21 protein-coding genes are annotated in these 23,394 nt (G+C 55.6%); 5 read left to right on the top strand and 16 right to left on the bottom strand.

Going from position 1 to position 23,394, the window contains the following annotated elements; translation table 11 throughout:
* Window positions 1–402: 402 nt before the first annotated feature.
* The 7 genes from mglC to LQK91_RS01905 form a co-directional block, all read right to left on the bottom strand.
* Entirely contained in the window at window positions 403–1,413 is a 1,011-nt protein-coding gene (gene mglC / locus LQK91_RS01935; protein WP_003854114.1) for a galactose/methyl galactoside ABC transporter permease MglC, read from the bottom strand.
* 19 nt (window positions 1,414–1,432) lie between these two features.
* The gene (gene mglA / locus LQK91_RS01930; RefSeq protein ID WP_003854115.1) at window positions 1,433–2,953 is read right to left on the bottom strand and encodes a galactose/methyl galactoside ABC transporter ATP-binding protein MglA; all 1,521 of its coding nucleotides are present in this window, start codon (window positions 2,951–2,953) and stop codon (window positions 1,433–1,435) included.
* Window positions 2,954–3,021: 68 nt separating this feature from the next.
* Window positions 3,022–4,017, bottom strand: coding sequence for a galactose/glucose ABC transporter substrate-binding protein MglB (gene mglB / locus LQK91_RS01925; protein WP_003854116.1), 996 nt, complete (start codon window positions 4,015–4,017; stop codon window positions 3,022–3,024).
* Between the two features lie 309 nt (window positions 4,018–4,326).
* Window positions 4,327–5,367: an HTH-type transcriptional regulator GalS gene (galS, locus tag LQK91_RS01920; protein WP_003854118.1), complete on the bottom strand. Its 1,041-nt coding sequence runs from the start codon at window positions 5,365–5,367 to the stop codon at window positions 4,327–4,329.
* A gap of 146 nt (window positions 5,368–5,513) precedes the next feature.
* Window positions 5,514–6,674 (bottom strand): DUF418 domain-containing protein YeiB, encoded by a 1,161-nt coding sequence (yeiB, locus tag LQK91_RS01915; protein WP_105098972.1) that lies wholly within the window; start codon window positions 6,672–6,674, stop codon window positions 5,514–5,516.
* Window positions 6,675–6,722: 48 nt separating this feature from the next.
* Window positions 6,723–7,388 (bottom strand): GTP cyclohydrolase I FolE, encoded by a 666-nt coding sequence (gene folE, locus LQK91_RS01910; protein WP_008926107.1) that lies wholly within the window; start codon window positions 7,386–7,388, stop codon window positions 6,723–6,725.
* Window positions 7,389–7,512: 124 nt separating this feature from the next.
* Window positions 7,513–8,640, bottom strand: a complete 1,128-nt coding sequence (locus tag LQK91_RS01905; protein ID WP_008926108.1) for a YbfB/YjiJ family MFS transporter — start codon at window positions 8,638–8,640, stop codon at window positions 7,513–7,515.
* Between the two features lie 117 nt (window positions 8,641–8,757).
* Here LQK91_RS01905 and ptrR point away from each other — a divergent pair, with 117 nt between their 5' ends.
* From ptrR to fghA, 3 genes are all read left to right on the top strand, one after another.
* Complete coding sequence (gene ptrR, locus LQK91_RS01900; RefSeq protein ID WP_003854125.1) at window positions 8,758–9,669, top strand: putrescine utilization regulator PtrR; 912 nt, start codon at window positions 8,758–8,760, stop codon at window positions 9,667–9,669.
* A gap of 73 nt (window positions 9,670–9,742) precedes the next feature.
* Window positions 9,743–10,867 carry an S-(hydroxymethyl)glutathione dehydrogenase/class III alcohol dehydrogenase gene (locus tag LQK91_RS01895; RefSeq protein WP_003854127.1) on the top strand — a complete coding sequence of 375 codons (1,125 nt, stop codon included), beginning with the start codon at window positions 9,743–9,745 and terminating at the stop codon, window positions 10,865–10,867.
* Between the two features lie 12 nt (window positions 10,868–10,879).
* Window positions 10,880–11,722: an S-formylglutathione hydrolase gene (gene fghA / locus LQK91_RS01890; RefSeq protein WP_008926109.1), complete on the top strand. Its 843-nt coding sequence runs from the start codon at window positions 10,880–10,882 to the stop codon at window positions 11,720–11,722.
* Window positions 11,723–11,865: 143 nt separating this feature from the next.
* Here the strand turns inward: fghA and LQK91_RS01885 are convergent, their stop codons facing one another.
* From LQK91_RS01885 to LQK91_RS01865, 5 genes are all read right to left on the bottom strand, one after another.
* Window positions 11,866–12,654, bottom strand: a complete 789-nt coding sequence (locus LQK91_RS01885; RefSeq protein ID WP_003854130.1) for an ABC transporter ATP-binding protein — start codon at window positions 12,652–12,654, stop codon at window positions 11,866–11,868.
* Window positions 12,654–13,730, bottom strand: coding sequence for a FecCD family ABC transporter permease (locus tag LQK91_RS01880; protein WP_105098971.1), 1,077 nt, complete (start codon window positions 13,728–13,730; stop codon window positions 12,654–12,656). The genes LQK91_RS01885 and LQK91_RS01880 overlap by 1 nt, the downstream gene beginning before the upstream one ends.
* 220 nt (window positions 13,731–13,950) lie before the next feature.
* Entirely contained in the window at window positions 13,951–15,417 is a 1,467-nt protein-coding gene (locus LQK91_RS01875; protein ID WP_003854132.1) for an amino acid permease, read from the bottom strand.
* A 117-nt stretch (window positions 15,418–15,534) separates the two neighbouring features.
* Entirely contained in the window at window positions 15,535–16,401 is an 867-nt protein-coding gene (yieE, locus tag LQK91_RS01870; RefSeq protein ID WP_003854133.1) for a DNA-binding transcriptional regulator YeiE, read from the bottom strand.
* A 9-nt stretch (window positions 16,402–16,410) separates the two neighbouring features.
* Window positions 16,411–16,785: a YkvA family protein gene (locus LQK91_RS01865; RefSeq protein WP_003854134.1), complete on the bottom strand. Its 375-nt coding sequence runs from the start codon at window positions 16,783–16,785 to the stop codon at window positions 16,411–16,413.
* A gap of 106 nt (window positions 16,786–16,891) precedes the next feature.
* Between LQK91_RS01865 and LQK91_RS01860 the strand changes: the two genes are divergently transcribed.
* Window positions 16,892–17,947 (top strand): YeiH family putative sulfate export transporter, encoded by a 1,056-nt coding sequence (locus LQK91_RS01860; RefSeq protein WP_003854135.1) that lies wholly within the window; start codon window positions 16,892–16,894, stop codon window positions 17,945–17,947.
* A gap of 51 nt (window positions 17,948–17,998) precedes the next feature.
* On the top strand, window positions 17,999–18,844 hold the full coding sequence (gene nfo, locus LQK91_RS01855) for a deoxyribonuclease IV (protein WP_105098970.1): 846 nt from the start codon (window positions 17,999–18,001) through the stop codon (window positions 18,842–18,844).
* A 165-nt stretch (window positions 18,845–19,009) separates the two neighbouring features.
* On the opposite strand, the gene fruA is transcribed toward nfo, so the two are convergent.
* From fruA to LQK91_RS01835, 4 genes are all read right to left on the bottom strand, one after another.
* The gene (gene fruA, locus LQK91_RS01850; protein WP_003854137.1) at window positions 19,010–20,722 is read right to left on the bottom strand and encodes a PTS fructose transporter subunit IIBC; all 1,713 of its coding nucleotides are present in this window, start codon (window positions 20,720–20,722) and stop codon (window positions 19,010–19,012) included.
* Window positions 20,723–20,738: 16 nt separating this feature from the next.
* Complete coding sequence (gene fruK / locus LQK91_RS01845) at window positions 20,739–21,677, bottom strand: 1-phosphofructokinase (protein WP_003854138.1); 939 nt, start codon at window positions 21,675–21,677, stop codon at window positions 20,739–20,741.
* Window positions 21,674–22,804 carry a fused PTS fructose transporter subunit IIA/HPr protein gene (gene fruB / locus LQK91_RS01840; protein WP_105098969.1) on the bottom strand — a complete coding sequence of 377 codons (1,131 nt, stop codon included), beginning with the start codon at window positions 22,802–22,804 and terminating at the stop codon, window positions 21,674–21,676. Before fruB ends, fruK begins: the two co-directional genes overlap by 4 nt.
* Window positions 22,805–23,076: 272 nt before the next feature.
* Window positions 23,077–23,331 carry a YkgJ family cysteine cluster protein gene (locus tag LQK91_RS01835; protein WP_003854141.1) on the bottom strand — a complete coding sequence of 85 codons (255 nt, stop codon included), beginning with the start codon at window positions 23,329–23,331 and terminating at the stop codon, window positions 23,077–23,079.
* Between the last annotated feature and the right edge of the window lie 63 nt (window positions 23,332–23,394).

The raw sequence follows: 23,394 nt of genomic DNA, 5'->3' as shown, positions 1-23,394 counted from the left end.
TTGTTAGCAGTTTGCTGCGGTCTGGCAGCAAGGTACAAGGTTCAGGGAATTCTGACAGCAACGACTAAGCTCAACGCGCAGGGAACAGGGTCAGAAGAGGAAAGCGTCCCGCGCCATGGATGGCGCGGGCCGAGCGTGTCATGGATGACGGCCTTTGCGACTTTCCGATCTGACCCTGTTCCCTTCGCAGACTCGATCTCACAGCAATGCCTCCAACACTCTCCCTCATAAAAAGCGTTCTGCAGAGGAATAACACGAGCCGAGCGTGTCATGGATGACAGGTTTTGCGTCTTTCCGATCTGACCCTGTTCCCTTCGCTGACTCGATCTCACAGCAATTCCTCACAACATCTGCCCATAAAAAAAGCGACCCAAAGGTCGCTTTCTTAGCGTTGAATCAGACTTACTTCTTACGAGAGTATTTCAGTGAATCCAGCGCAACGGCGAAGATAATGATGCCGCCTTTAATGATGTACTGCCAGTAAGGGTTGACGCCGATATAGGTCAGACCGTAGTTGATAACGGTGAAGATCAGTACACCGGTCACGACGCCCGCTACGCTACCCACACCACCGGCGAAGGAGACGCCGCCGACCACACAGGCCGCAATCGCATCCAGCTCATACATAAAGCCGAGGTTGTTGGTGGCAGAACCGATACGACCCGCTTCCAGCATCCCGCCGAAGGCGTAAAACACACCTGACAGGGCATAGATCATGATCAGGTTCATCGGGACGTTCACGCCAGAGACTTTCGCCGCTTCCGGGTTACCGCCGATAGCAAAAATGTTTTTGCCGAAGCGGGTTTTGTTCCACAGCACCCAGACGAAAATAATGGCAATCACAGCGTAGAACGTGATGAACGACAGTTTGAAATCACCAAAGCGCAAGAAGCCCTGGGTGAATTTCGAGAAGCCTGCGTCAAAACCGGCAATCGGTGATGCGCCAACAAAGTCATAATAGAGTGAGTTGATACCGTAAACGATAATCATGGTGCCCAGCGTGGTGATAAATGGCGTTACCTTCAGGTAAGCAATAATCACACCGTTGACCAGACCAATCACACCGCCGATGATGCACACGGTCAGAATAACCAGTGGAATCGGCACGGTATCCAGCGTCGGGAAGACTTTGTTCGCGTTATCCATCGCCTGCAGCAACGTCGCGGCGACAACCGCAGCCAGACCAACCTGACGTCCGGCTGACAGGTCAGTACCCTGGGTCACAATCAGACCCGCCACACCCAGTGCAATAATAATGCGCACTGAAGATTGGGTCAGAATATTACTCAGGTTCATTAAACTTAAGAACGATGGATCCTGGAAGATAATAATAGCCAGCAATACCAGCAGAACGACGTAAATGCCGCCCTCTTTTAACCAGGTTAGCGCATTCTTTTTTGTGGTCGCTTTCATGTTAACAGCCCTTGCTTCATTAAAGGTGTAATGACGCTAAACGCAATATTTCGTTCTGCGTGGTCGTTTTGGTATCAACTATGCCTGCTACCAGTCCATTACTCATTACCAGAATACGATCGGTAATGCCTAACAGCTCCGGCATTTCAGAAGAGATAATAATGATGCCCTTTTCTTTCTTCGCCAGCTCAGCAATCAACTGGTAAATTTCGAATTTTGCACCAACATCAATACCGCGAGTTGGTTCATCAAGCATCAGGATTTCAGGCTGGGTCAATAACCAGCGGCCAATAATCACTTTTTGCTGGTTACCGCCCGAAAGCGAACCAATTTGAGTATGGTGGCCTGGTGTCTTAACGCGCATAGAATCGATCACCCACTGGGTATCACTCTTCATGCGTTTATTATCCAGCAGCCCCATACTGTTTTTATATTTTTTAATATTGGAAATAAGCGAGTTAAAACCAATATCCAGATAAGCATAAATACCGGTTGAGCGACGCTCTTCCGTCACCAGCGCGAAACCGTGGTTAATGGCTTCGTTGGCACTGTGATTATTAATCGGTTTACCATGCAGTTTAATGGTGCCACCCGATTTTTCGCGAATGCCAAACAGCGTTTCGACGATATCGGTACGTTTGGCGCCAACCAGCCCGGCAATGCCGAGTATCTCCCCTTTACGCAGATCAAATGAGATGTCACGAATCGATGGCTGACGCAGCGACGTCAGATTGCGCACCTCAAGAATGGTCTCGCCTGGCACGTTGGTACGGTCAGGGAAACGCTGGTTCAGTGAACGGCCGACCATCATAGCGATGATCTTATCCATATCCAGCCCTTCCAGCGGCTGAGAGGTAATCCACTGACCATCACGCAGAATGGTGATCTCATCGCACAGCTGGAAAATCTCTTCCATCTTGTGCGAAATATAAACAATGCCGCAGCCGCGATCTTTCAGTTTGCGAATAATCGTGAACAGGTGATTAACCTCTTTCTCAGTCAGCGAGGAAGTCGGTTCATCCATAATCACAATTTTCGCGTCGTAAGAGAACGCTTTGGCAATTTCAATCATCTGCATCTGAGATACAGAAAGATTGGCAACTTTGTCGCGCGGATCGATATCGATATCCAGCTCGTCAAAAATCGCTTTTGTATCCTGATACATTTTATCCTGATCGACAAAAAAGCCTTTGCGCGGATAGCGCCCAAGCCACATGTTGTCCATCACGGTACGTTGCAGTACCAGGTTTAATTCCTGATGCACCATCGACACGCCATTTTCCAGCGCCTCTTTGGAGCTTTTATAATCGATCTCGTTACCCTGAAACAGGATACTGCCGGTATCTTTTTTATAGATACCAAACAGGCATTTTAATAATGTGGATTTCCCGGCACCGTTCTCGCCCATTAATGCATGAACAGAGTGAGGCCGCACTTTCAAATTAACATTATCTAACGCTTTAACGCCGGGAAATGATTTTGAAACATTCGTCATTTCCAGCAAATATTCTCGCTGCGCGGTCGTGTTATCACTGGCCATATTTTACCTGGCTAAAAAACGGTGGTGACATAAAAAAGGCGCGACCGCGGTCGCGCCCGTAATCGATCTTATTTCACGAACTGAGACAGATTTTCTTTATCAACCGGCACGTAAGGAACGCGGACGATCTTATCAACCATCTTGAAGTTAGTGCCGTCAGTTGCCGCTTTGCCGTTCGCCAGGTTATTGGCAATATCCAGCGTCGCTTTCGCCTGGTTTTCCGCATCGTTCAGCACGGTACCGGCCAGCGCACCGGATTTAACCAGCGCCAGCGCTTCTGGCAGGGCATCGACGCCGAACACAGGGATTGACGTCATGTTGTGCGCTTTCAGCGCTTCAACCGCACCCATTGCCATCGCATCGTTGTTGGCAATCACCACTTCGATTTTTTTGGCGTTCGGGCCTGACAACCATGCATCCATCTTATCTTTAGCCTGAGCGGTATCCCACATGGCCGTATCCATTGCTAACTGCTGGGTTTTCAGACCATCTTTGTTCAGGGTGTCGATCACATATTTGGTACGGGCTTCTGCATCAGGATGACCCGGCTCGCCTTTCAGCAGCACGAACTGAATGGTGCCATCTTTGTTCAAATCCCAGGCTGGTGTCGCTTTCCAGTGTTTCTCGATCAGCTGACCCTGAATGATGCCGGACTCTTTAGAGTCGGTACCGACGTAGTAGGCTTTGTCATAACCCGCCAGCACTTTGGCGTTCGGTTCTTTGTTGAAGAAGACAACCGGCACATCGTTAGCACGCGCTTTGTCTACGATCACCGCAGCGGCAGCCGGGTCAACCAGGTTAATCGCCAGCGCTTTCACGCCTTTTGCCATCAGCACGTCAACCTGATCGTTCTGTTTGGACTGGTCGTTCTGTGAGTCATTCATCAGCAACTGTACGCCACCGATCGCTTTCGCTTCTTTCTCGATGTCTTTACGCACCATTGACATGAAGTTGTCATCGTATTTGTAAATGGTCACGCCGATACGGGTGTCAGCTGCGTGAGCGGTTGCACCAAACATCATGCTGGCAACCAGTGCTGTAAGCGTGAAAACCTTCTTATTCATGGTATCTCCGGTTTTATTATGCAGGGTCTTTTTAGCGCTACCGCGCAACATGCGGGAGAGCAATCGGTAAAACAGATCGGCACGTCGGCTAACGTAATGGGGATGGTGAGCCGTTGAATACCGTCTAAAACCTGACATCCTTGTGCCTGAATGCTTCCATGAAGAGGGGGTGAACCCTATAACCGGCTACTGAGACCACAACTGATGCCGTTACACTGGCGTTACATAATGTTTCAGTCCGGTAAGACGCTGCCATCATAGTGAGAGCAATGTTAATTAACTGTGAATGTAATCACAGATTGAAAACGGTTACATGCCTGAATCGCCTGAATTAGTGACGGACTCCACATTTTGCCGCTGCGCCACCGAATGACGCCGCACCAGCGTCGGCATAAAGATATGTGTTGCGGTGTCATCAAGCAGGCCTGCTGCGCCCTGCAATGCCAGTTCTGTGGCGATTTTCGCCATAGATACAATGGGATAGCGAACAGTCGTTAACTGTGGGTCGGTGTAACGGGAAATGGGAATATCATCGAAGCCAATGACAGAAAAATGCTGTGGAACCTGAATGCCGTTGTCTTTCAACGCAGTGAGCGCGCCAGCAGCCATGCCGTCGTTATAGGCAAACACCGCCGTAAGGTTGAGATTGCGCCCCAGCAACTCCACCATCGCTGCTTCACCGCCCTGCATGTCGGGCTCTGCACTGGCTATCCAGCTCTCCTGGGGCCGAATGCCCTGCTCTGCCATTGCCTGCATCCATCCTTCACGACGCTGGGCCACATCTTCGATCGGATGACTGGAGCAGAGATAGCCGATGCGGCTATGTCCCTGTTGTAACAGGGTTCTTGAAGCCATCAATGCGCCAGTTACGTTATCCAGACTGACGCTGCGGTGTTCAAAACCGGGAACGATACGGTTAATGACTACCATGCCGGGTACGTGCTGCATAAAGTCCGCCAGTTCCGCATCCGGCAGTGTTTTTGCATGCACCACCAGCGCGCTGCAGCGCTGACGGATCAGCACTTCAATGGCATGACGCTCTTTCTCTTCCTGATGCCAGGAGTTGCTGATTAACACATGTTTGTGCACGCGCTGCGCTACGGTATCGACTGCTTTAACCAGCGCCCCGAAGAAGGGATCGGAGACATCCATCACCACCACCCCAATCGTGTCGCTGACCTGCGTCGCCAGCGCCTGGGCGTTGGCGTTAGGGCGATAGCCCAGCGCTTCAACCGCCTGTAACACGGTGTCACGGGTATCTGAGGTCACGGCGTTGCTCTGATTAAGGACGCGCGACACGGTCGCCACTGACACGCCAGCCTGACGGGCAACATCACGAATAGTTATCATGCAGCAGTTCCAGAAAGGAAAATTAGGCATCACGCCGGGTTGAACACCGGCGCTATTTTGTCAGGGGCAGGAGGCGTACAGCGTGAATTGCGTCACATCAATGAAAACGGTTACATACAATTCTGTAACCTTTGTGATGGCGGTCATTATCCTGCGTTGTCAGTGATACGGGATCTGCCGGCTGAGAGCAGCGTAAACCGCCGCCAAAGCCATTCCAGCGGACCCTGTGCAAAGAAATGTAACCAGATGAGTGAAAACAGGATATTGAAGAGCCATACCGCAGGCACTATCAGCAGCAGTTCCAGCCGGGTAAAGTGCATATAGAAGCCAAAGCGATAGAACAACGTAGTGCAGATCACGGTCTGAAGCAGGTAGTTGGTCAGCGCCATCCGGCCCACGCACTGGATAGCATAGCTGATGCGCCAGCGCGCGATCTGCGGCCAGTAAGCCAGGCAGAGAGCGGTGTAGCCCAGACTGATCAGCGGGCTGGCAAGGTCGCGCGGCGCCTGCAGGTAAAATGCGGTCCAGCGAAACTCCCAATGTAACAGCCATTGCGCTGCCACACCGGCCACCGCAATGGCGAACCCAATGATTAACAGCAGCGCCGCCGCCTGACGATAATGCCGTGCAGGGAATTCGCCAATCAGCCAGCCGCTGCGCAGCAGTGCGCCACCGATCATCATCAGACCTGCCAGCTGCCAGCCATACTGCGCTGCAAGCGCCATCAGCCCTGACGAAAGATGGTCCAGCCGGTTCTGTATCGCGTCCCAGCCGCCAGCGAGTTTCCAGAACTGTTCATATTGCAGTTCCGCTGCGCCCGGCAGCCAGGAATGAGTCGGTTCAGGAGAGGAGATCGACCCAAACACCAGCAGCACCCCACAGCCGACCAGGTAGAGCAGAATGCCGGTATTCATCAGGCTGCGGGTGGAGGGAACATCACGCAGCACCCGCCACACCACCAGCCCGATAATGCCGTAGTCCAGCAGGATGTCCCCTTCCCAGAGAAAAACCCCGTGAACAAAACCGATCAGGACCAGAAGGGAAAGCCGGGCTGTGAGCCAGCGACTGCCGCGCGGCAGCTGCATTTGCAGACCCGCGCCAAACAGCAGCGCAAACAGCGTGAGGAATTTGAGCTGAGCAAAAACGTCAGAGAGTGCCCATGTCCAGGCATCGGAAAGCGTGACGCTACCCTGCCAGGCTGGATTAAGGTAGGCGGCTGAAGGCAGACCGAAGCCGACAATATTGAGCAGCAGAATGCCGAGAATGGCACATCCACGAATGAAATCCAGCGCGTGATAGCGTTGCATGCGGCACCTGCACATTGAGGCGGGCAACGTTATGCGCCCGCCATAAACTCAACTATGGCGCACCGCGCGCAAAAATTCCTGACGGGTGTTCTGACTTGACTTGAACAGGCCACCCAGCGACGTCGTGGTAGTGGCGCTGGTGGCATCTTTTACGCCACGCGCTTTGACACAGTAGTGCACCGCATCAATAGAAACAGCCACATTGTTAGTGCCCAGCAGCGTCTGCAATGCAACCAGAACCTGCTGCGTCAGCCGCTCCTGCACCTGCGGACGCTGAGCAAAGAACTGCACGATGCGGTTAATTTTCGACAGGCCAATCACCTTTTCTTTGGGAATATAGGCGACGGTAGCCTTGCCATCGATGATCACAAAGTGGTGTTCACAGGTGCTGGTCAGGGTGATATCACGCACGGTCACCATCTCATCGACCTTCATTTTGTTCTCAATGACGGTGATTTTCGGGAAGTTTGCGTAGTCGAGGCCGGAAAAGATTTCATCCACATACATTTTGGCGATGCGATGTGGCGTTTCCATCAGGCTGTCATCTTCAAGATCCAGATTCAGCAGCTGCATAATCTCGGTCATGTGCCCGGCAATCAGGCTCTTACGCGTTTCGTCATCAATGTCGCGCGTCGGTGCACGTAACGGCGTTTCCAGTCCACGCGCCAGCAGCGCTTCGTGAACCAGGGCAGCTTCCTGACTTAAGGTGCTCATCTACTCTTCTCCGGCTGGTGTTGCGCCCGCAAGCTTTTGCCTGCGGGCCCTGTAATCAGGCGCGTATTGTGAAACTTTCTTTGCGGGGAATCCAGCAATCAATCAGATTGGTGATGAAAGCTTTTCACTCAATTCTTCGCCAGACCAGCAGGCCTGCCCAGACCAGACTCACCCCTGCCACCCAGAGCGCAGGCTCAAGCCGATGTAACAAGGCCGTTGAGAGAAAAGAGAGCAGCGGGCCGACAAGTTGTCCAATCGCATAGCCGGTCGTCAGCAGGCCAGCCATGAATCGCAGATGGTTGGGCGCCAGTTCGCGGGCGCAGAGCATAGACAACTGCACCACACTCAGGAAGCCGCCTCCGACCAGCAACGCACCGGCCAGCAGGCCACTAAAGCCGGGCAGCAGCGCCGCAGCAAACACACCCAGCGCCTGTGCCCAGAGCACCAGCGCCAGGCGGACATGGCTGTGCCCCCAGCGCCGCGTCAGAATACCCAGCAGGATGCCGATCATTGCCGCCCCGCCAAATATCGGCCAGACAAACTGCGCGAAGATGCCGTCAGGAAAACGTGTGGCGGCCATCTGCGACAGAAAAGTCGCGGGCAGGATGTAGCCAAACCCTGCCAGACTGTAACTCAGCACCAGACGTTTAAGATTGCGGTTCAGCACCAGCGGCTCGGGTGCCTGATCCGGACGATGCAGTTCGCCGCGACGCGGTAAGTTACGGGTGATTAACGCAATCAGCAGCAGCGCCAGCGCCCCGTAAGCAGCCCAGGCAAGACCGGCGGAGACCTGGAATGTGTGCAGCGCTACCCCCAGCAAACCACTGACAAAAATGCCGCAACCCGGTCCGGCAAACACGGCCGCCGACAACCCTGCCCGCCCATGCCGATGCAGCTGTTCGTTGCTCCAGGCCGCCACCAGCACCATCGCCCAGCCGCTGGCCCAGCCAATCAGAAAACGAATAGCGCCATGCAGCCACGGGCCGGTTGCCAGTGCCGAGAGCAGCGTCAGGATTACCGCGCCCCATACACCCGCCTGCAGCCGCAGTTCGACCCTTTGATGCGCCCGCATCGCATCAAAGGAGCCACACAGGTAGCCTAAATAGTTGAGGGCTGCGACCAGGCTGGCACTGGTAAGCGTCAGCTGGTGAGCCTGAATCATCAGTGGCACCTGCGGCGTAAAGGCAAATCGCCCTATGCCCATCGCCACAAATAAAGTTAAAAATGCACTGAGCGCGACGCGTAACGCCATTGCTGAACTCCTGTTGTTCTGCCCTGAGATCTCTTCTGACTTGCTAATAGCATGCAGGATGACTAAACTCACGGAAAGTGAATAATATTAACCAACTTGTTTACAGGAAGAGAAGATATGGATTTAGTTCAGCTGCGTATGTTCTGTTCCGTCGCCGAAACGGGTTCACTGGCGCGCGCAGCAGAACATCTGCATCGCGTCCCCTCTAATCTCACCACGCGGCTGCGTCAGCTGGAAGAGGAATTAGGTGTTGATCTCTTTATTCGTGAGAAGCAGCGCATTCGCCTGTCGCCGATGGGCCATAATTTCCTGAATTATGCGCAACGCATTCTGGCGTTAAGTGAAGAAGCGATGAGCATGACCCGAACCGGCGAACCGGCGGGAAACTTTGCACTGGGCTCCATGGAGAGCACCGCAGCGACCCGCCTGCCTGGCCTGCTCGCCGCCTATCATCAGCGCTTTCCTAAAGTGGCGCTGTCGCTGATTACCGGCACCTCAGGCGAAATTATCGATCGGGTCCGTGAAGGCACCCTGGCCGCTGCGCTGGTGGATGGCCCGGTTTCTCATGATGACCTGAATGGCTGCATCGCTTTTCGCGAGGAGATGGTGCTGATCACCGGGCTGGATCATGGGCCAATCACCACGGCGCGCGACGTGCAGGACGATACTCTGTTTGCGTTCCGCAACAGCTGCTCTTACCGGGTGAAGCTGGAGAGCTGGTATCGCGACAGCCAGACCGCACCCAACAGTGTGATGGAGATTCAGTCCTATCACGCCATGCTGGCCTGCGTAGCGGGCGGTGCAGGGGTCGCGATGATTCCGGCTTCGGTGCTGAAGCAGATGGCGGATCGGTCGCGGGTGCAGGCGCATACCCTGCCCGCAGCTTATCGCGACACCGCCACCTGGCTGATGTGGCGGCGTGACGCCTTTACCCCGAATGTAGAAGCGCTGAAATACCTGATTATTGAACAGTTTGACGATCGTCCGCTCAACGATGAGCTGATCCACCCATTGCAGGCGACGGAATAAGCGTTCCACGCTATGTTTAACTCACGAAAAAAGGCGCTATTACGCGTCACAATCTGACTGGAAGAGGGATTGCATGAACATGATCAAAACCCGTGCCGCGGTTGCCTGGGCTGCTGGCGAACCACTGAAAATCGAAGAAGTGGATTTAATGCCACCGCAAAAAGGTGAAGTGCTGGTGCGTATTGTCGCGACCGGTGTCTGTCATACCGACGCCTACACCCTTTCCGGCACTGACCCGGAAGGTGTTTTCCCGGCGATCCTTGGCCATGAAGGCGGCGGCATCGTGGAAGCGGTGGGCGAAGGCGTAACCAGCGTGGAAGTGGGAGACCATGTCATCCCGCTTTACACCCCGGAGTGCGGCAAATGTAAGTACTGTCTGTCGGGCAAAACTAACCTCTGCCAGGCGATTCGCGCCACCCAGGGTAAGGGCCTGATGCCGGACGGCACCACCCGCTTCTTCAAAGATGGCAAACCGATTTTCCATTACATGGGCACCTCGACCTTCTCTGAATACACCGTCATCCCGGAGATCTCACTGGCAAAAATCAGTAAAGAAGCACCGCTGGAAGAGGTTTGTCTGCTGGGCTGTGGCGTCACGACCGGCATGGGCGCGGTAATGAACACCGCCAAAGTGAAAGAAGGCGACACCGTGGCGATCTTCGGTCTCGGCGGCATCGGTCTTTCTGCGGTGATTGGCGCGAAAATGGCGAAAGCAGGCCGTATCATTGCCATCGACCTCAACACCAGCAAATTCGATCTGGCACGTAAACTGGGTGCCACCGATCTGATTAACCCGAAAGATTACGACAAACCGATTCAGGATGTGATTGTCGAGCTGACCGACGGCGGCGTGGACTTCTCGTTTGAGTGTATCGGTAACGTCAACGTAATGCGTTCCGCACTGGAGTGCTGCCACAAAGGCTGGGGCGAGTCTGTGATTATCGGTGTTGCCGGTGCCGGTGAAGAGATCTCTACCCGTCCGTTCCAGCTGGTAACCGGTCGCGTCTGGCGCGGTTCCGCGTTTGGTGGCGTAAAAGGCCGTTCACAGCTGCCAGGCATTGTGCAGGATTACCTCGACGGTAAATTTGCCCTTAACGACTTCATCACTCACACCATGCCGCTGGAAGAGATCAACGACGCCTTTGATTTGATGCACGAAGGAAAATCGATTCGCTCGGTCGTGCACTTTAACAAGTAATCAGGAGGCGTTATGGCATCCACTCTGGAGCTACTGGAAGAACACCGTATTTTTGGCGGCTGGCAGCAGCGCTGGCGTCATCAGTCAGCCGTGCTGAACTGCCCGATGACCTTTAGCATCTATCTGCCCACCCCGCACGGTGATGCACCGCCGCCGGTGGTCTGGTTTTTAGCCGGCCTGACCTGTAACGACGAGAATTTCACCACCAAAGCGGGCGCGCAGCGCGTTGCGGCGGAACTGGGTCTGGTGCTGATTATGCCGGACACCAGCCCGCGCGGTGACGGCGTGGCGAACGATGAGGGATACGATCTGGGTCAGGGTGCGGGATTTTATCTCAATGCCACCCAGCAACCCTGGGCGAGTCATTTCCGCATGTTCGACTATCTGAGCAGCGAGTTACCTGCCCTGATTGCGGATAACTTCAAGGTCAGTGAACGCCAGTCAATCATGGGTCATTCTATGGGCGGACACGGCGCGCTGATGCTGGCGCTGCGTCTGGGTAACCGCTTTGCCTCGGCTTCAGCCTTTGCACCGATTGTGAATCCAATGCAGGTGCCTTGGGGCCAGAAAGCGTTTCAGGCCTATCTGGGCGACGATCGTGCGGCGTGGCGGGAATATGACAGCTGCCAGCTGATGGCGGAAGTCTCCCATCGGTTGCCAATGCTGATCGATCAGGGTGACAGCGATCAGTTCCTGGCCGATCAGCTGCAGCCAGAGCGGTTAGAGGAGATCGCCCGCGAGGTGGGTTTCCCGCTGACGCTGCGTATTCAGCCGGGTTATGACCATAGCTACTTCTTTATTGCCAGTTTTGTGGAAGATCATCTTCGCTTCCATGCCCAGCATCTGCTGGCGTAAATAATCAGGGCCGCTATTGCGGCCCTCTTTTTTTGCATGCTGTAGAGGCGGGAACATGGTTGCAACGTCAGCGCCCTGCCAGCCCTGCACTCTCCTTTCCGAAAGAGGCGGATACTTCAGCCGCCGCAACCTTAACCTGACGATCAGACTAAGGCCGGACCGGTCAGCCCATCGATCATCACCTGCGGAATGCCGCGTGAGCAGTGTTCGATACGCCCGTTGACGCCATACACTTTTGCCAGCGTAGCCGGCGTAATCACCTTATCCGGCTGCCCTTCTGCGACCAGCGCGCCCTGCTTAAGCATCAGGGCATGTTGCGCATGACGCAGCGCGATGTTGATGTCATGCACCACCACCACCGTCACGATGTTGCGCTGGGCCGTTTCGCGGCGCACCAGGTCCATGACGTGGAACTGGTAATTGAGATCCAGCGCGCTCAGCGGTTCATCCAGCAGCAGCAGTTTAGGGCGACGGATTAAAGATTGCGCCAGCCCGACCAGCTGCTTCTGTCCGCCCGAAAGCTGATCAAGGTAGCGCATCGCCAGATGGGCAATGCCCAGTTGTTCCAGCAGATGCATGATTTCCGCTTCACTGCTGGCACTGTGCAGGCCACCGGAGGCACGCTGTGCCACGATAATCGATTCCAGCACATGCAGATGCACGCCCGCAGGCAGCGACTGTGGCAGATAGACTACGTTTTTCGCACGGCGGGCAAACGGCTGAGTCATGAGATCTTCACCGTTAAGCCACATCTCGCCCTGACCTTTATTCAGACCAGCCAGTGCACGCAACAGCGTCGATTTACCGCAACCATTCGGTCCCAGCAGAACGGTAATCTCACCCCGTGGCAACGGAGCCACGTTGAGGTTTTCAATCACTTTATGTTTGGGATAACCGGCACTGAAGCCGCGTAATGTCAGACCCGTTTCCATTATACCGTCCCCCGATGGCGCAGAATAATACTCAGGAAGAACGGCACACCAATCAGTGACGTCACAATACCCACGGGAATAATGACACCCGGCAGCAGGTTTTTCGACGCGACTGACGCCAGGGAGAGCACCAGCGCGCCAACCAGCGCACTGGCAGGCAGATAAAAACGGTGATCTTCACCAAACATCATGCGGGCAATGTGGGGTGCAACCAGGCCGATGAAGCCAATGGGTCCCACAAACGCCACCGCCAGCGCCGAAAGGATACTGATGCGCAGCAAGGTGGTCAGGCGCAGCCGACGCACGTCGATACCAAAGCTCACGGCGCGGTCTTCACCCAGACGCAGCGCCGTCAGCTTCCAGCTGCTCATCATTGAGAACGGCACCAGGATGGCCAGCGCCACGGTCAGCACGCCCAGCTTCTCCCAGGAGGCGCGCGCCAGGCTGCCCATGGTCCAGAACACCAGACCCTGCAGCGTATCTTCGCTGGCAATGAACTGCATCATTGAGACCAGTGCGTTAAAGGTAAAGACCAGTGCGATACCGAACAAAACGACGCCCGCAGAGGAGACCTGCGTCCAGCGGGTCACGGCATCCAGCATCAGCGCGGCAAACAGTGCAAAGACAAAGGCGTTGGCTGAGATTAACCACTGATCAGGAATGCCAGGAATACCGACGCCGAGAATGATCGCCAGCGCGGCACCAAATGCCGCCGCCGATGAGACACCGAGCGTAAACGGGCTGGCCAGCGGGTTATTCAGGATAGTCTGCATTTCTGCGCCGGCCAGGCCCAGCGACAGCCCGACCACCAGCGCCATCAGTGCATAAGGCAGACGAATATCCCAGACGATAACACGGGTACCGGCATCGACACTGTCGGGGCTGAGCAGCGTATTCCACAGCGTGTCCAGTGAGAGCCCGGCCGGACCGAGCGTAAAGTCGAGGATTAATGAGGCAATAATTGCCACCAGTAATACGCCAATCCAGATCAGGCGGCGGCGCAGCACCTGATGATAGTTTTGCATGGTGTGGTGAAGCGTCTCTTCCCCCGCCAGCAGCGAAGTTTCGGTAGTCATTTTTGAACCCTGTGTGGCTATCACGTCAGAAAACGCAGTCACAATAGTGCAGGTGATAATAATTATCAATTCGTTCGCATAAGCGAGGCGAGAAAAAGCAGTAAAAAATGGTGTTGTTAGGGGAACGATAATGGCAGATATAGCGCCTTGACGTTAAAGATGGGGAAGATGCTCAGGGCGCTGTGTCAGGTACCTGACTTAACAGCGCCAGCGCACAGTTCTAATCTTTATGAACCGGGAACTCCATCTCGCTGTACTTCACGAAACGGCTGCCGCGCGTCAGCCTGTAGCCGAACCAGATAATCAGGAACAGCGGAAGGCCAATGTAGGTGGCCGCTACGCTGTACCAGTCAATGCTGTCGTTAAGGAATGCCTGATAGTTCTGACCCAGCGTAATGATCAGGCAAAGCACAAAGGCGAAGATCGGCCCCAGCGGGAAGAAGCCGGAACGGTAAGGCAGATCGTTCAGGTCATGTCCCTGAGCGACATAGCCGCGGCGGAAACGATAGTGACTGATGGCAATACCCAGCCAGGCGATAAAACCGGTCATGCCTGAGGTATTCAGCAGCCACAGATAGACTTCCTGATTACCAAACTTAGAGGTCAGGAAGCACAGCCCGGCCACAACGGTCGTCGCCCATAAGGCATTGCGCGGAACGCCGCCTTTAGAGAGTTTCGCGAAAATGCGCGGCGCTTTGCCTTCACTCGCCAGGTTGTAAAGCATACGCGTTGAGGCGTACATACCGGAGTTACCGGCTGACAGCACCGCCGTCAGGATCACCGCATTCATCACCGCTGCCGCAGAGAGCAGACCGGCGTTCTGGAACACCAGGGTGAACGGGCTGACGCTGATATCGTCTATGTCGTTATGCAGCAACTGCGGATCGGTGTACGGCAGGATCAGACTGATAATCAGGATGGCGAACACATAGAACAGCAGGATACGCCAGAAAATCTGCCGCACCGCGCGCGGGATATTTTTGGCCGGATCTTCAGATTCGCCCGCCGCGATACCGATCAGCTCGGTGCCCTGGAAGGAGAATCCCACAATCATCGCCACGCCAATCATTGCCGCAAAGCCACCCGCAAACGGCGCATCGCCAACCTGCCAGTTATGCCAGCCCGCATGCTCCGCACCGCGCATAATGCCGGTAATCATCAGCACGCCAACAATGATAAAGATAATCACGGTGGCCACTTTAATCAGCGAGAACCAGTATTCCGCCTCGCCAAAGCCTTTCACCGAGATGTAGTTAAGCAGAAATATCAGACCCAGGAACAACGCGCTCCAGATCCAGCCTGGCGTGTCAGGGAACCAGTAGGTCATCACCAGCTGGGACGCCACCAGGTCAACCGCGATGGTCACCGCCCAGTTGTACCAGTAGTTCCAGCCGAGGGCGAAGCCAAAGCCCTCTTCAACATATTTCGCGCCGTAGGTGGCGAAAGAACCCGATACGGGCATAAAGGCGGCCAGCTCACCGAGACTGGTCATCAGGAAGTAGACCATCAGGCCGATGAGCATATAGGAGAGAAGTGCTCCACCGGGGCCAGCCTGTGCGATGGTTGCGCCAGAGGCGACAAACAGGCCAGTACCGATTGAGCCGCCGATGGCGATCATCGTCAGATGACGGGCTTTTAACGCACGTCGTAATGCAGGTTGTTGTGTTGTATTTGGGTCATTATGCATGTGTTAACGCTACGCTGGGTAAAAATGAGGCGCGATTGTAGCAGCCAGACCGCCTCTGTATAGCTGATGCCATGCTGTTATAAGTTATGTTCATGATCGCGCCCGAATTATTAGCGGTCACTCACGGCAATAGGACAAAAAGCGCGTCAGCGCTTTTGAAATATGCTTCTGCCGATGATGAATGCGGTAGAGCGTTCGGGTCAGACGCGGCAACGGAATCGTGAGTTCTGTCAGCGTGCCCGCCTCCAGCAGATCGGCAATCACCCGGCGCGAAAGACAGCTGATCCCCATGCCATGCCGCACTGCATGCTTGATCGCTTCGGAGTTGCCCAGCTCCATGCCCAGCTGAAAACTTGGCAGGTGTGACAACAGCAGATAGTCGACGATTTCACGGGTGCCCGAGCCGCGCTCGCGCAGGATCCAGGGCGCTTCGGCCAGCGTTTTCAGCGTCACCGGCTGTTGCAGGATCGCGGCGTCAGGTGCGGCAAACACCACCAGTTCATCTTCCAGCCAGGGTTCACTGACCAGCTCGGTCATGTGACACGGCCCTTCAATCAACCCGACGTCTACGCGAAAATCGGAAACCGCCTGAATCACATCCTGACTGTTTCCGACGCTCAGCTCCAGCGGCAACCCCGGAAAATCACGGCGATACGCGGCCATCATGCCCGGCAGCAGATAGTTACCGATGGTGCTGCTGGCGAAGATGCGAATTGCGCCGTTATCCTCTTTGAACAATTGCTCAATTTCACCTGCCTGCTCCAGCAGTCCTACCGCACGCGGATAGAGCAGCCGCCCGTGCTCATTTAGCACCAGCCGTTTGCCGACCCGATCAAACAGCTGCACCCCAAGTTGACTCTCCAGATCGGCCAGCGCCGCGCTGACTGCGGACTGCGACAGCGCCAGCAACTGCGAAGCCTGCGTCGTTGAACCGCTTTTGAGCACTTCGGTGAACACTTCGATTTGCCGCAGCGTAATGTGCATTGTTGCCTCTTAACTCAATGAATGCCTGACAAGATAAATCATTAATGCCAGCCAGAGCAGCCCGGCGATGCCCAGCCAGCCTGCCATTTTTTTACCGCGCGCACGCTGAGACTGCGCTTTCGCGATGCTGCTGATACGCACGTCTTTCGGCAGCAACCGCATCAGCACCATGACGCCCGTCGGGATAATCACCGCGTCATCCAGCAGACCAACAAACGGGATCACATCCGGGATGAGATCGATCGGGCTGACGCCATACGCGACCAGCCCCAGCATCGCCACTTTGTTCCACCAGGGCGTGCGCGGATCGCGAAAGGCAAACCACAGCACCCGGGCATCTCTTTTGATCAGCGTCGCCCAGCGGCGCAGACGCGAAACTATCATGATTGCGGCCTTATCGTTTATTCTGGTCAATTATAAATATATTATCAATTTCACTTTTAAGCCAGTCGCCGTCATGATCATGACTCAACCATGAGGAGTGACCACCATGACCGAACTGAGCATCGCTAAACCCCATCATCCTGTTACGCTCTGGTTCCCCGGTCTGCTGCTGACTGCCGCGATTGCCGCGGCTGCCAGCTGGCTCGCACAGCAACCGGTGGTGGCAGCAGCGGGGCTGGGTTCACTGACCCTGGCAATCATGCTGGGCATCCTGGTCGGCAATAGCGTCTATACGCCTCTGGCGTCGCGCTGCGACAGCGGCGTGATACTGGCTAAGCAGAAGCTGCTGCGGCTGGGGATCATCCTGTTTGGATTTCGCATCACTTTACAACAGATTGCCGACGTTGGTTTTAGCGGCATCCTGATTGATGCGCTGACGCTGAGCAGCACCTTCTTTATTACCTGCCTGCTGGGCATCCGGCTGCTGAAGCTGGATCGCGATACCGTCTGGCTGATTGGCGCGGGCAGCAGCATCTGTGGGGCAGCGGCCGTACTGGCGACCGAGCCAGTGGTAAAAGCCGCCTCCTCGAAAGTGGCGGTGGCTATTGCAACCGTGGTGCTGTTCGGCACGCTGGCAATCTTTATCTATCCAATGCTGTGGCCGCTGGCGCACCATCTTTTTCCAGGCCTGAGTGCATCGCAGTTTGGGGTATTTACCGGTTCGACCATCCATGAAGTGGCACAGGTCGTGGCTGCCGGACACAGCATCAGCCCCGATGCCGAGAACAGCGCGGTGATTGCCAAAATGCTGCGGGTGATGATGCTGGCCCCGTTCCTGCTCTGCCTGAGTGCAGTGCTACGCGGCAAACGCAAAGCGAGCAACGCGCGTCAGCCGGTGACGTTTCCCTGGTTCGCCCTGCTGTTTATCGCAGTCGCGCTGTTTAACTCGCTGCAGCTGCTGCCTGCCACGGTAGTGGCCACGCTGAACGAGCTGGCGGGTCTGCTGCTGGCGATGGCGATGGCGGCTCTGGGATTAACCACCCGTTTTAGCGCATTACGTGAGGCGGGCGTTAAACCGCTGCTGCTGGGCGCACTGGTATTTGGCTGGTTAATCGCGGGTGGCGGCACCATCAATCTGCTGGTGCAACATTTCATGGGCTAACAGCATCGGGTATCATGCCGTTTCATCCGTGCATAGCCCCAGGAGAAAGGCATGAAATATATCGGCGCACACGTGAGTGCGGCAGGTGGTGTGGATCAGGCAGTGATTCGCGCCCATGAAATAGAAGCCACCGCCTTTGCCCTCTTTACTAAAAATCAGCGTCAGTGGAAGGCCGCCCCGCTCTCCACTGAGGTGATTGATGCTTTTCGCGCCGCCTGCGAGACGTACAAATTCAGTCCGCAGCAAATTCTGCCGCACGACAGTTTTCTGATTAACCTCGGTCATCCGGTTGAAGAGGCGCTGGAGAAATCCCGCGCGGCCTTTATTGATGAATTAAAACGTTGTGACCAGCTCGGCCTGACGCTGCTGAACTTCCATCCCGGCAGCCATCTGCATCAGATTGAAGAAGAGGCCTGCCTGAAGCGGATTGCGGAGTCGATCAACATCGCCCTCGACCAGAGCCAGAATGTGACCGCCGTCATTGAGAATACCGCCGGTCAGGGCAGTAACCTCGGATTCCGCTTCGAGCACCTCGCCACCATTATTGAACATGTCGAAGATAAGTCGCGCGTCGGCGTCTGCATTGATACCTGTCATGCGTTTGCTGGCGGGTATGACCTGCGTACCGAAGCGGACTGCGAGGCAACCTTTGCTGAGTTTGAGCGCATTGTCGGCTTTGATTATCTGCACGGTATGCACCTTAACGATGCCAAAAGCGCCTTCGACAGTCGCGTTGACCGCCATCACAGCCTGGGTGAAGGGAATATCGGCAAAACGGCGTTTAGCTGGCTGATGAAAGATCCGCGGTTTGATGGTATTCCGTTAATTCTTGAGACTATTAATCCCGACATCTGGAAAGATGAGATTGCCTGGCTGAAAGCCGAACAGCAGGGATAGAAAAAGAGAGCCAGCTGGCTCCGAGATTTTTGACAAAGTCAGGCCTGGTTGCTGTAAGACTGAGCCTGCACAGGGAACAAGGTCAGATCGGAAAGATGTAAAAGCAAACAGGGAGCCACCGGCTCCCTGTTATTATCACTTCAGCAGATTATGCATTTCTGCACATCAGGCTTTCGCCAGCTGCTCTTCCGGACGTTTCAGTATCGCATAGCCCAGACCCGCAACCGCAGTACCGATGACAATCGACATCAGATAACCGACAACCGGGGTAATGGCGCCAGGGATCAGCAGTACAAACAGTCCACCGTGCGGTGCCATCAGTTTCGCGCCAATCGCCATGGAGATCGCGCCGGTGATTGCGCCGCCCACGATACAGCAAGGCAGAACACGCATCGGGTCACGGGCTGCGAATGGAATCGCACCTTCAGAGATAAAGCAGAGACCCAGAACCAGTGCCGCTTTACCACCTTCCTGCTGACCTTTGTTGAATTTACGACGGGCAACCAGCGTAGCCAGACCCATCGCCAGAGGTGGCACCATACCGGCTGCCATGATGGCGGCCATCGGTGCATACGTCTGCGAACTCAGTAAGCCGACGCCAAATGCGTAAGCCACTTTGTTCACCGGACCGCCCATATCGGTACACATCATGCCGCCCAGGATTGCGCCCAGCAGGACCGCATTCGCCGTGCCCATGTTAGCCAGCCAGTGTGTCAGGCCACTCATGATGCCCGCAACCGGTTTGCCCACCACGTAGATCATCAGCAGGCCGGTGATCAGACTCGCGAACAGCGGGATAATCAATATCGGTTTCAGCGCTTCCATACTCTGCGGCAGTTTGACTTTGCCGCTGATCAGCTTCGCTGCATAACCGGCAATAAAGCCCGCGATAATACCGCCTAAGAAGCCTGCATTGATGCTGGTGGCGATCATACCGCCAATCAGACCTGGCGTCAGACCCGGACGGTCAGCGATGGAGAAGGCGATAAAGCCCGCCAGCACTGGTACCATCAGAGCAAAAGCGCTGCCCCCACCGATTTGCATCAGCGCAGCGGCCAGAGTGCCCTGTTCTTTAAACGCTGTGATACCAAAAGCAAACGACAGGGCGATGCTCAGACCACCCGCGACCACCATCGGCAGCATGTAAGAAACACCGGTCAGCAGGTGACGATAAGCCCCTGCCCCGCCTTTTTTCTCTTCTTCACTGCTATTGCTCTGTCCACCAGCCACCGCTTTATACGGCTTCGCTTCTGCAACCGCTTTATCCAGTTCCTGCGCGGTTTTCTTCAGCGCCAGACCGGTTGAGGTGCGGTACATCGGCTTCCCGTCAAATTTCGCCAGATCCACTTCGATGTCAGCTGCGACGATCACCAGATCGGCGGCAGCAACTTCTTCCGGGGTGATGGCGTTACCCGCACCCACTGAACCGCGAGTTTCAACTTTCACCCACCAGCCGCGACGGGTCGCTTCAGCCTGAATAGCTTCGGCAGCCATAAAGGTGTGTGCCACGCCGGTCGGACAGGCGGTAACGGCCACAACGCGTTTCTGCGCGCCAGCCTGAGCCGGTGCTGCAGCTGATGCACCTGCAGGTGTTGCCACAGCCGCAGGAGCCTGCCAGGTTTTGGCTTCAGCTTTGGCGCGGTTAAGGAAGGTTTCCGGCTCGCGGACCGCCAGCTGGATATCACCCAGCCAGACCGCTTTGCCATTCAGCGCCGCATCATCCGGCACGTTTTTACCCAGCACAATCGCCAGTTCAGCGTCGGCAGGGTTCTCAGTCAGGGTCAGGCCCGCAGCAGCTGCGGCGGCAGCCAGACGTTGTTGCGCCATATATGCGGAAGCCAGTCCCAGTGTAGGGTCTTTAATCAGCAGCGTTTTCATTATCGCTCTCCTGCTGTCAGTTAACGGGTTGTAAGTCGACACGCGCCATCATTGCGGCCAACTGCGTACGATCGGAAACGCCAACGTTGCTCTGGCTGACGGCCATCGCCGCCACGGCAGTCGCAAGACGCAGCGTGTGTTCGCTGGATTCACGCATCAGCAGGCCATAAATCAGGCCGCCCACCATCGAATCACCGGCACCCACGGTGCTGACGACTTCACACACCGGCGGTTTAGCAATCCATTCGCCTGACGCGTTGACCCACAGTGCGCCTTCCGCGCCCAATGAAATCACCACATGGGCGATGCCCTGCTCGCGCAGTTCGTGCGCAGCGCCAATCACATCCTGCAGACCAGGCAGTTTGCGACCGGCCCAGATCTCCAGCTCACGGCGGTTAGGTTTCACCAGCCATGGTGCGGCTTTCAGTCCTGCCACCAGCGCCTCGCGGCTGCTGTCGAAGATAATGCAGGGGCAGTGAGTACGCAGTTCGGTCATCCAGCGGGTAAAGGCATCGTGATCAACGCCTTCTGGCAGGCTGCCGCTGACGCAGACCATGTCGAACTGGCCCAGCCAGGTCAGAGAATCAGCCGTAAAACGATCCCAGTCCTGACCCGTGACCTGGAAACCGGAGAAGTTCAGATCGGTAACGTCGCCGGTCTGTTCAGTGAGTTTAACGTTAATACGGGTACGGCCCGGCACCACCTGGAAACGGTTGGCAATGCCCAGCTCGCTGAACAGCTGCTGGAAGCCGTCCTGATTCTCTTTACCCAGGAATCCACCCACGGTGACATCGATACCCAGGTCTTTCAGGACTTTAGCAACGTTGATGCCCTTGCCCGCCGCGTGCAGCCCGGTGGTTTTCACCAGGTTGACTTCGCCGCGTTCAATTTCAGGGGTATATCCCACCAGGTCATACGCCGGATTCAGCGTGATGGTGGCGACGCGTCTGCTCATGCTGCCCCCTCGCCCAGACCGCTGTTGATCGCCTCTTCAATGGCGGTCAGCGCCTGCTGTGCATCGTCACCGCTGGCGGTGAAGCGCAGGCGATGGCCTTTCTTCACGCCCAGCGCAACCACTTTCATCAGGCTACGGCCGTTAGCAGGTTTACCGCTGCCGTCGAGATTGGTTACAGTGATGTCGCTGTTGAACTGCTTGATTACGCTAACCAGCGCGGTGCCTGGACGGGCATGGAGACCATGCTCGTTGCGAATAGTGAATTCTGCGGTCAGCACCTCAGCCTGCTCATCAACTTCGCTGGTCAGCAGTGCGTAAACGCCTGCTGCATCCGCTTTAAGCAGGCGATCTGCTTTGTTCTGCTGCAGTAATGCGCTGAGGTAACCCAGCACTTCCAGTGGACGTTCATCGGTCGCTGAAACGCTGATTAACATCGCCGCGGATTCGCCCTGATGGTCGAATGCATGTTCAGCGCGGCTGATGGCAACACCGCTGCGCAGGTTGCCGAGGCTGCTGTCGCTGAGCCAGATGCCCTGACCCAGATTCAGCGGAGCCGTCGAGACCACGTCTGCGACGTAGCTCGCATCCACCACACCCGCGGACTGCAGCCGGCCAGCATTCATTGCCTGCAGAGTGATCAGATCGCTGGCAGCGACGTTGAGCGTAATTAATGAGGTGTCGAAGCTGAACTCGGCGGCCTGTTTTTCGCCCATCAGCAACGCACGGAGATCTTCAGCAGAGGCAGTTTTAAGCTGTTCAGCAATGGTGTCATCGCTCAGAACATGGGTCAGCTGACGCAGCAGCGCCAGATGCTCATCCGACTTAGCGGCAATCCCGATGGCGACATAAGCAGTCTGATCGTCACCCCAGGCAATGCCCTGCGGGAACTGAAACACCTGAACACCGGTTTTCAGGACCATGTCGCGGGTATCGGTGGTGCCATGGGGAATTGCGATGCCGTTGCCGAGGAACGTTGAGGTTTGCTGTTCGCGGGCCAGCATGCCATTGACGTAGCCTTCCGTCACATTACCCGCAGCGGTTAACGCGGCAGCAACCTGACGAATGGCCTCTTCTTTATTCTGGGCGCTGGCTCCGGTATGGATGGCCTGCAATTCGAGCTGGAACATAATTCTCCTCGCTTGCTGAGATTGAATCGTTTCAGCCAGTGGGGATTTTTTTACGCCATGCTGTTGAAAACAGGTGGCGCAGTCACCGCTGAAACGTTTCAGGGATTGTGGTACAGCAATTTTACGGAGGCAAGAGAATGCGCAAACGGCGTAACAGATTTTTGACGTTACGCACATTTCAGGGGGATTATGGGGAATAAAAAGTGAACAGGCTGACGCGGTTGCTGTAATGCAGAGATCTGTGGACCGAAAATGTCAGCAGCGTCAGCGCTTCAGGGGGCAGTATCGGCTTCGAGCTGAAGTAAGTATGTCATCGCCTCCTGGCGTGAGTTGCCACACATGCTGTATGCAGGCTGCAGGCCTGCGCAGACGGCAGGACGCAATGGCGAACCAAACAGTTTGCAGCGCAGTAAGTCATCGAGCTGAACGCAGGGCGTGTTCGCGGGCTTGCCGTCAGGCATGCCAGGAATGGGTGAAGAGATCGAGGGCGCTGTACAACAGGCACCGCACTGGCTACGGCATTGCATGCTGTGCTCCGGCAGAGAAAGTCGCGGCGACAATAGCAGTCCGGGGCAGAAATTGCCATGAAA

This window comes from Pantoea sp. MHSD4 (assembly GCF_021043305.1).
Lineage (GTDB): Bacteria > Pseudomonadota > Gammaproteobacteria > Enterobacterales > Enterobacteriaceae > Pantoea > Pantoea eucalypti.
Note: the sequence above shows the minus strand (reverse complement) of the source record. Positions and strands in the feature narration are given on the sequence as shown.

Coding starts and splice junctions, on each gene's coding strand:
- mglC (WP_003854114.1), bottom strand. CDS start 1,413: ATGAAAGCGACCACAAAAAAGAATGCGCTAACCTGGTTAAAAGAGGGC.
- mglA (WP_003854115.1), bottom strand. CDS start 2,953: ATGGCCAGTGATAACACGACCGCGCAGCGAGAATATTTGCTGGAAATG.
- mglB (WP_003854116.1), bottom strand. CDS start 4,017: ATGAATAAGAAGGTTTTCACGCTTACAGCACTGGTTGCCAGCATGATG.
- galS (WP_003854118.1), bottom strand. CDS start 5,367: ATGATAACTATTCGTGATGTTGCCCGTCAGGCTGGCGTGTCAGTGGCG.
- yeiB (WP_105098972.1), bottom strand. CDS start 6,674: ATGCAACGCTATCACGCGCTGGATTTCATTCGTGGATGTGCCATTCTC.
- folE (WP_008926107.1), bottom strand. CDS start 7,388: ATGAGCACCTTAAGTCAGGAAGCTGCCCTGGTTCACGAAGCGCTGCTG.
- LQK91_RS01905 (WP_008926108.1), bottom strand. CDS start 8,640: ATGGCGTTACGCGTCGCGCTCAGTGCATTTTTAACTTTATTTGTGGCG.
- ptrR (WP_003854125.1), top strand. CDS start 8,758: ATGGATTTAGTTCAGCTGCGTATGTTCTGTTCCGTCGCCGAAACGGGT.
- LQK91_RS01895 (WP_003854127.1), top strand. CDS start 9,743: ATGAACATGATCAAAACCCGTGCCGCGGTTGCCTGGGCTGCTGGCGAA.
- fghA (WP_008926109.1), top strand. CDS start 10,880: ATGGCATCCACTCTGGAGCTACTGGAAGAACACCGTATTTTTGGCGGC.
- LQK91_RS01885 (WP_003854130.1), bottom strand. CDS start 12,654: ATGGAAACGGGTCTGACATTACGCGGCTTCAGTGCCGGTTATCCCAAA.
- LQK91_RS01880 (WP_105098971.1), bottom strand. CDS start 13,730: ATGACTACCGAAACTTCGCTGCTGGCGGGGGAAGAGACGCTTCACCAC.
- LQK91_RS01875 (WP_003854132.1), bottom strand. CDS start 15,417: ATGCATAATGACCCAAATACAACACAACAACCTGCATTACGACGTGCG.
- yieE (WP_003854133.1), bottom strand. CDS start 16,401: ATGCACATTACGCTGCGGCAAATCGAAGTGTTCACCGAAGTGCTCAAA.
- LQK91_RS01865 (WP_003854134.1), bottom strand. CDS start 16,785: ATGATAGTTTCGCGTCTGCGCCGCTGGGCGACGCTGATCAAAAGAGAT.
- LQK91_RS01860 (WP_003854135.1), top strand. CDS start 16,892: ATGACCGAACTGAGCATCGCTAAACCCCATCATCCTGTTACGCTCTGG.
- nfo (WP_105098970.1), top strand. CDS start 17,999: ATGAAATATATCGGCGCACACGTGAGTGCGGCAGGTGGTGTGGATCAG.
- fruA (WP_003854137.1), bottom strand. CDS start 20,722: ATGAAAACGCTGCTGATTAAAGACCCTACACTGGGACTGGCTTCCGCA.
- fruK (WP_003854138.1), bottom strand. CDS start 21,677: ATGAGCAGACGCGTCGCCACCATCACGCTGAATCCGGCGTATGACCTG.
- fruB (WP_105098969.1), bottom strand. CDS start 22,804: ATGTTCCAGCTCGAATTGCAGGCCATCCATACCGGAGCCAGCGCCCAG.
- LQK91_RS01835 (WP_003854141.1), bottom strand. CDS start 23,331: ATGCAATGCCGTAGCCAGTGCGGTGCCTGTTGTACAGCGCCCTCGATC.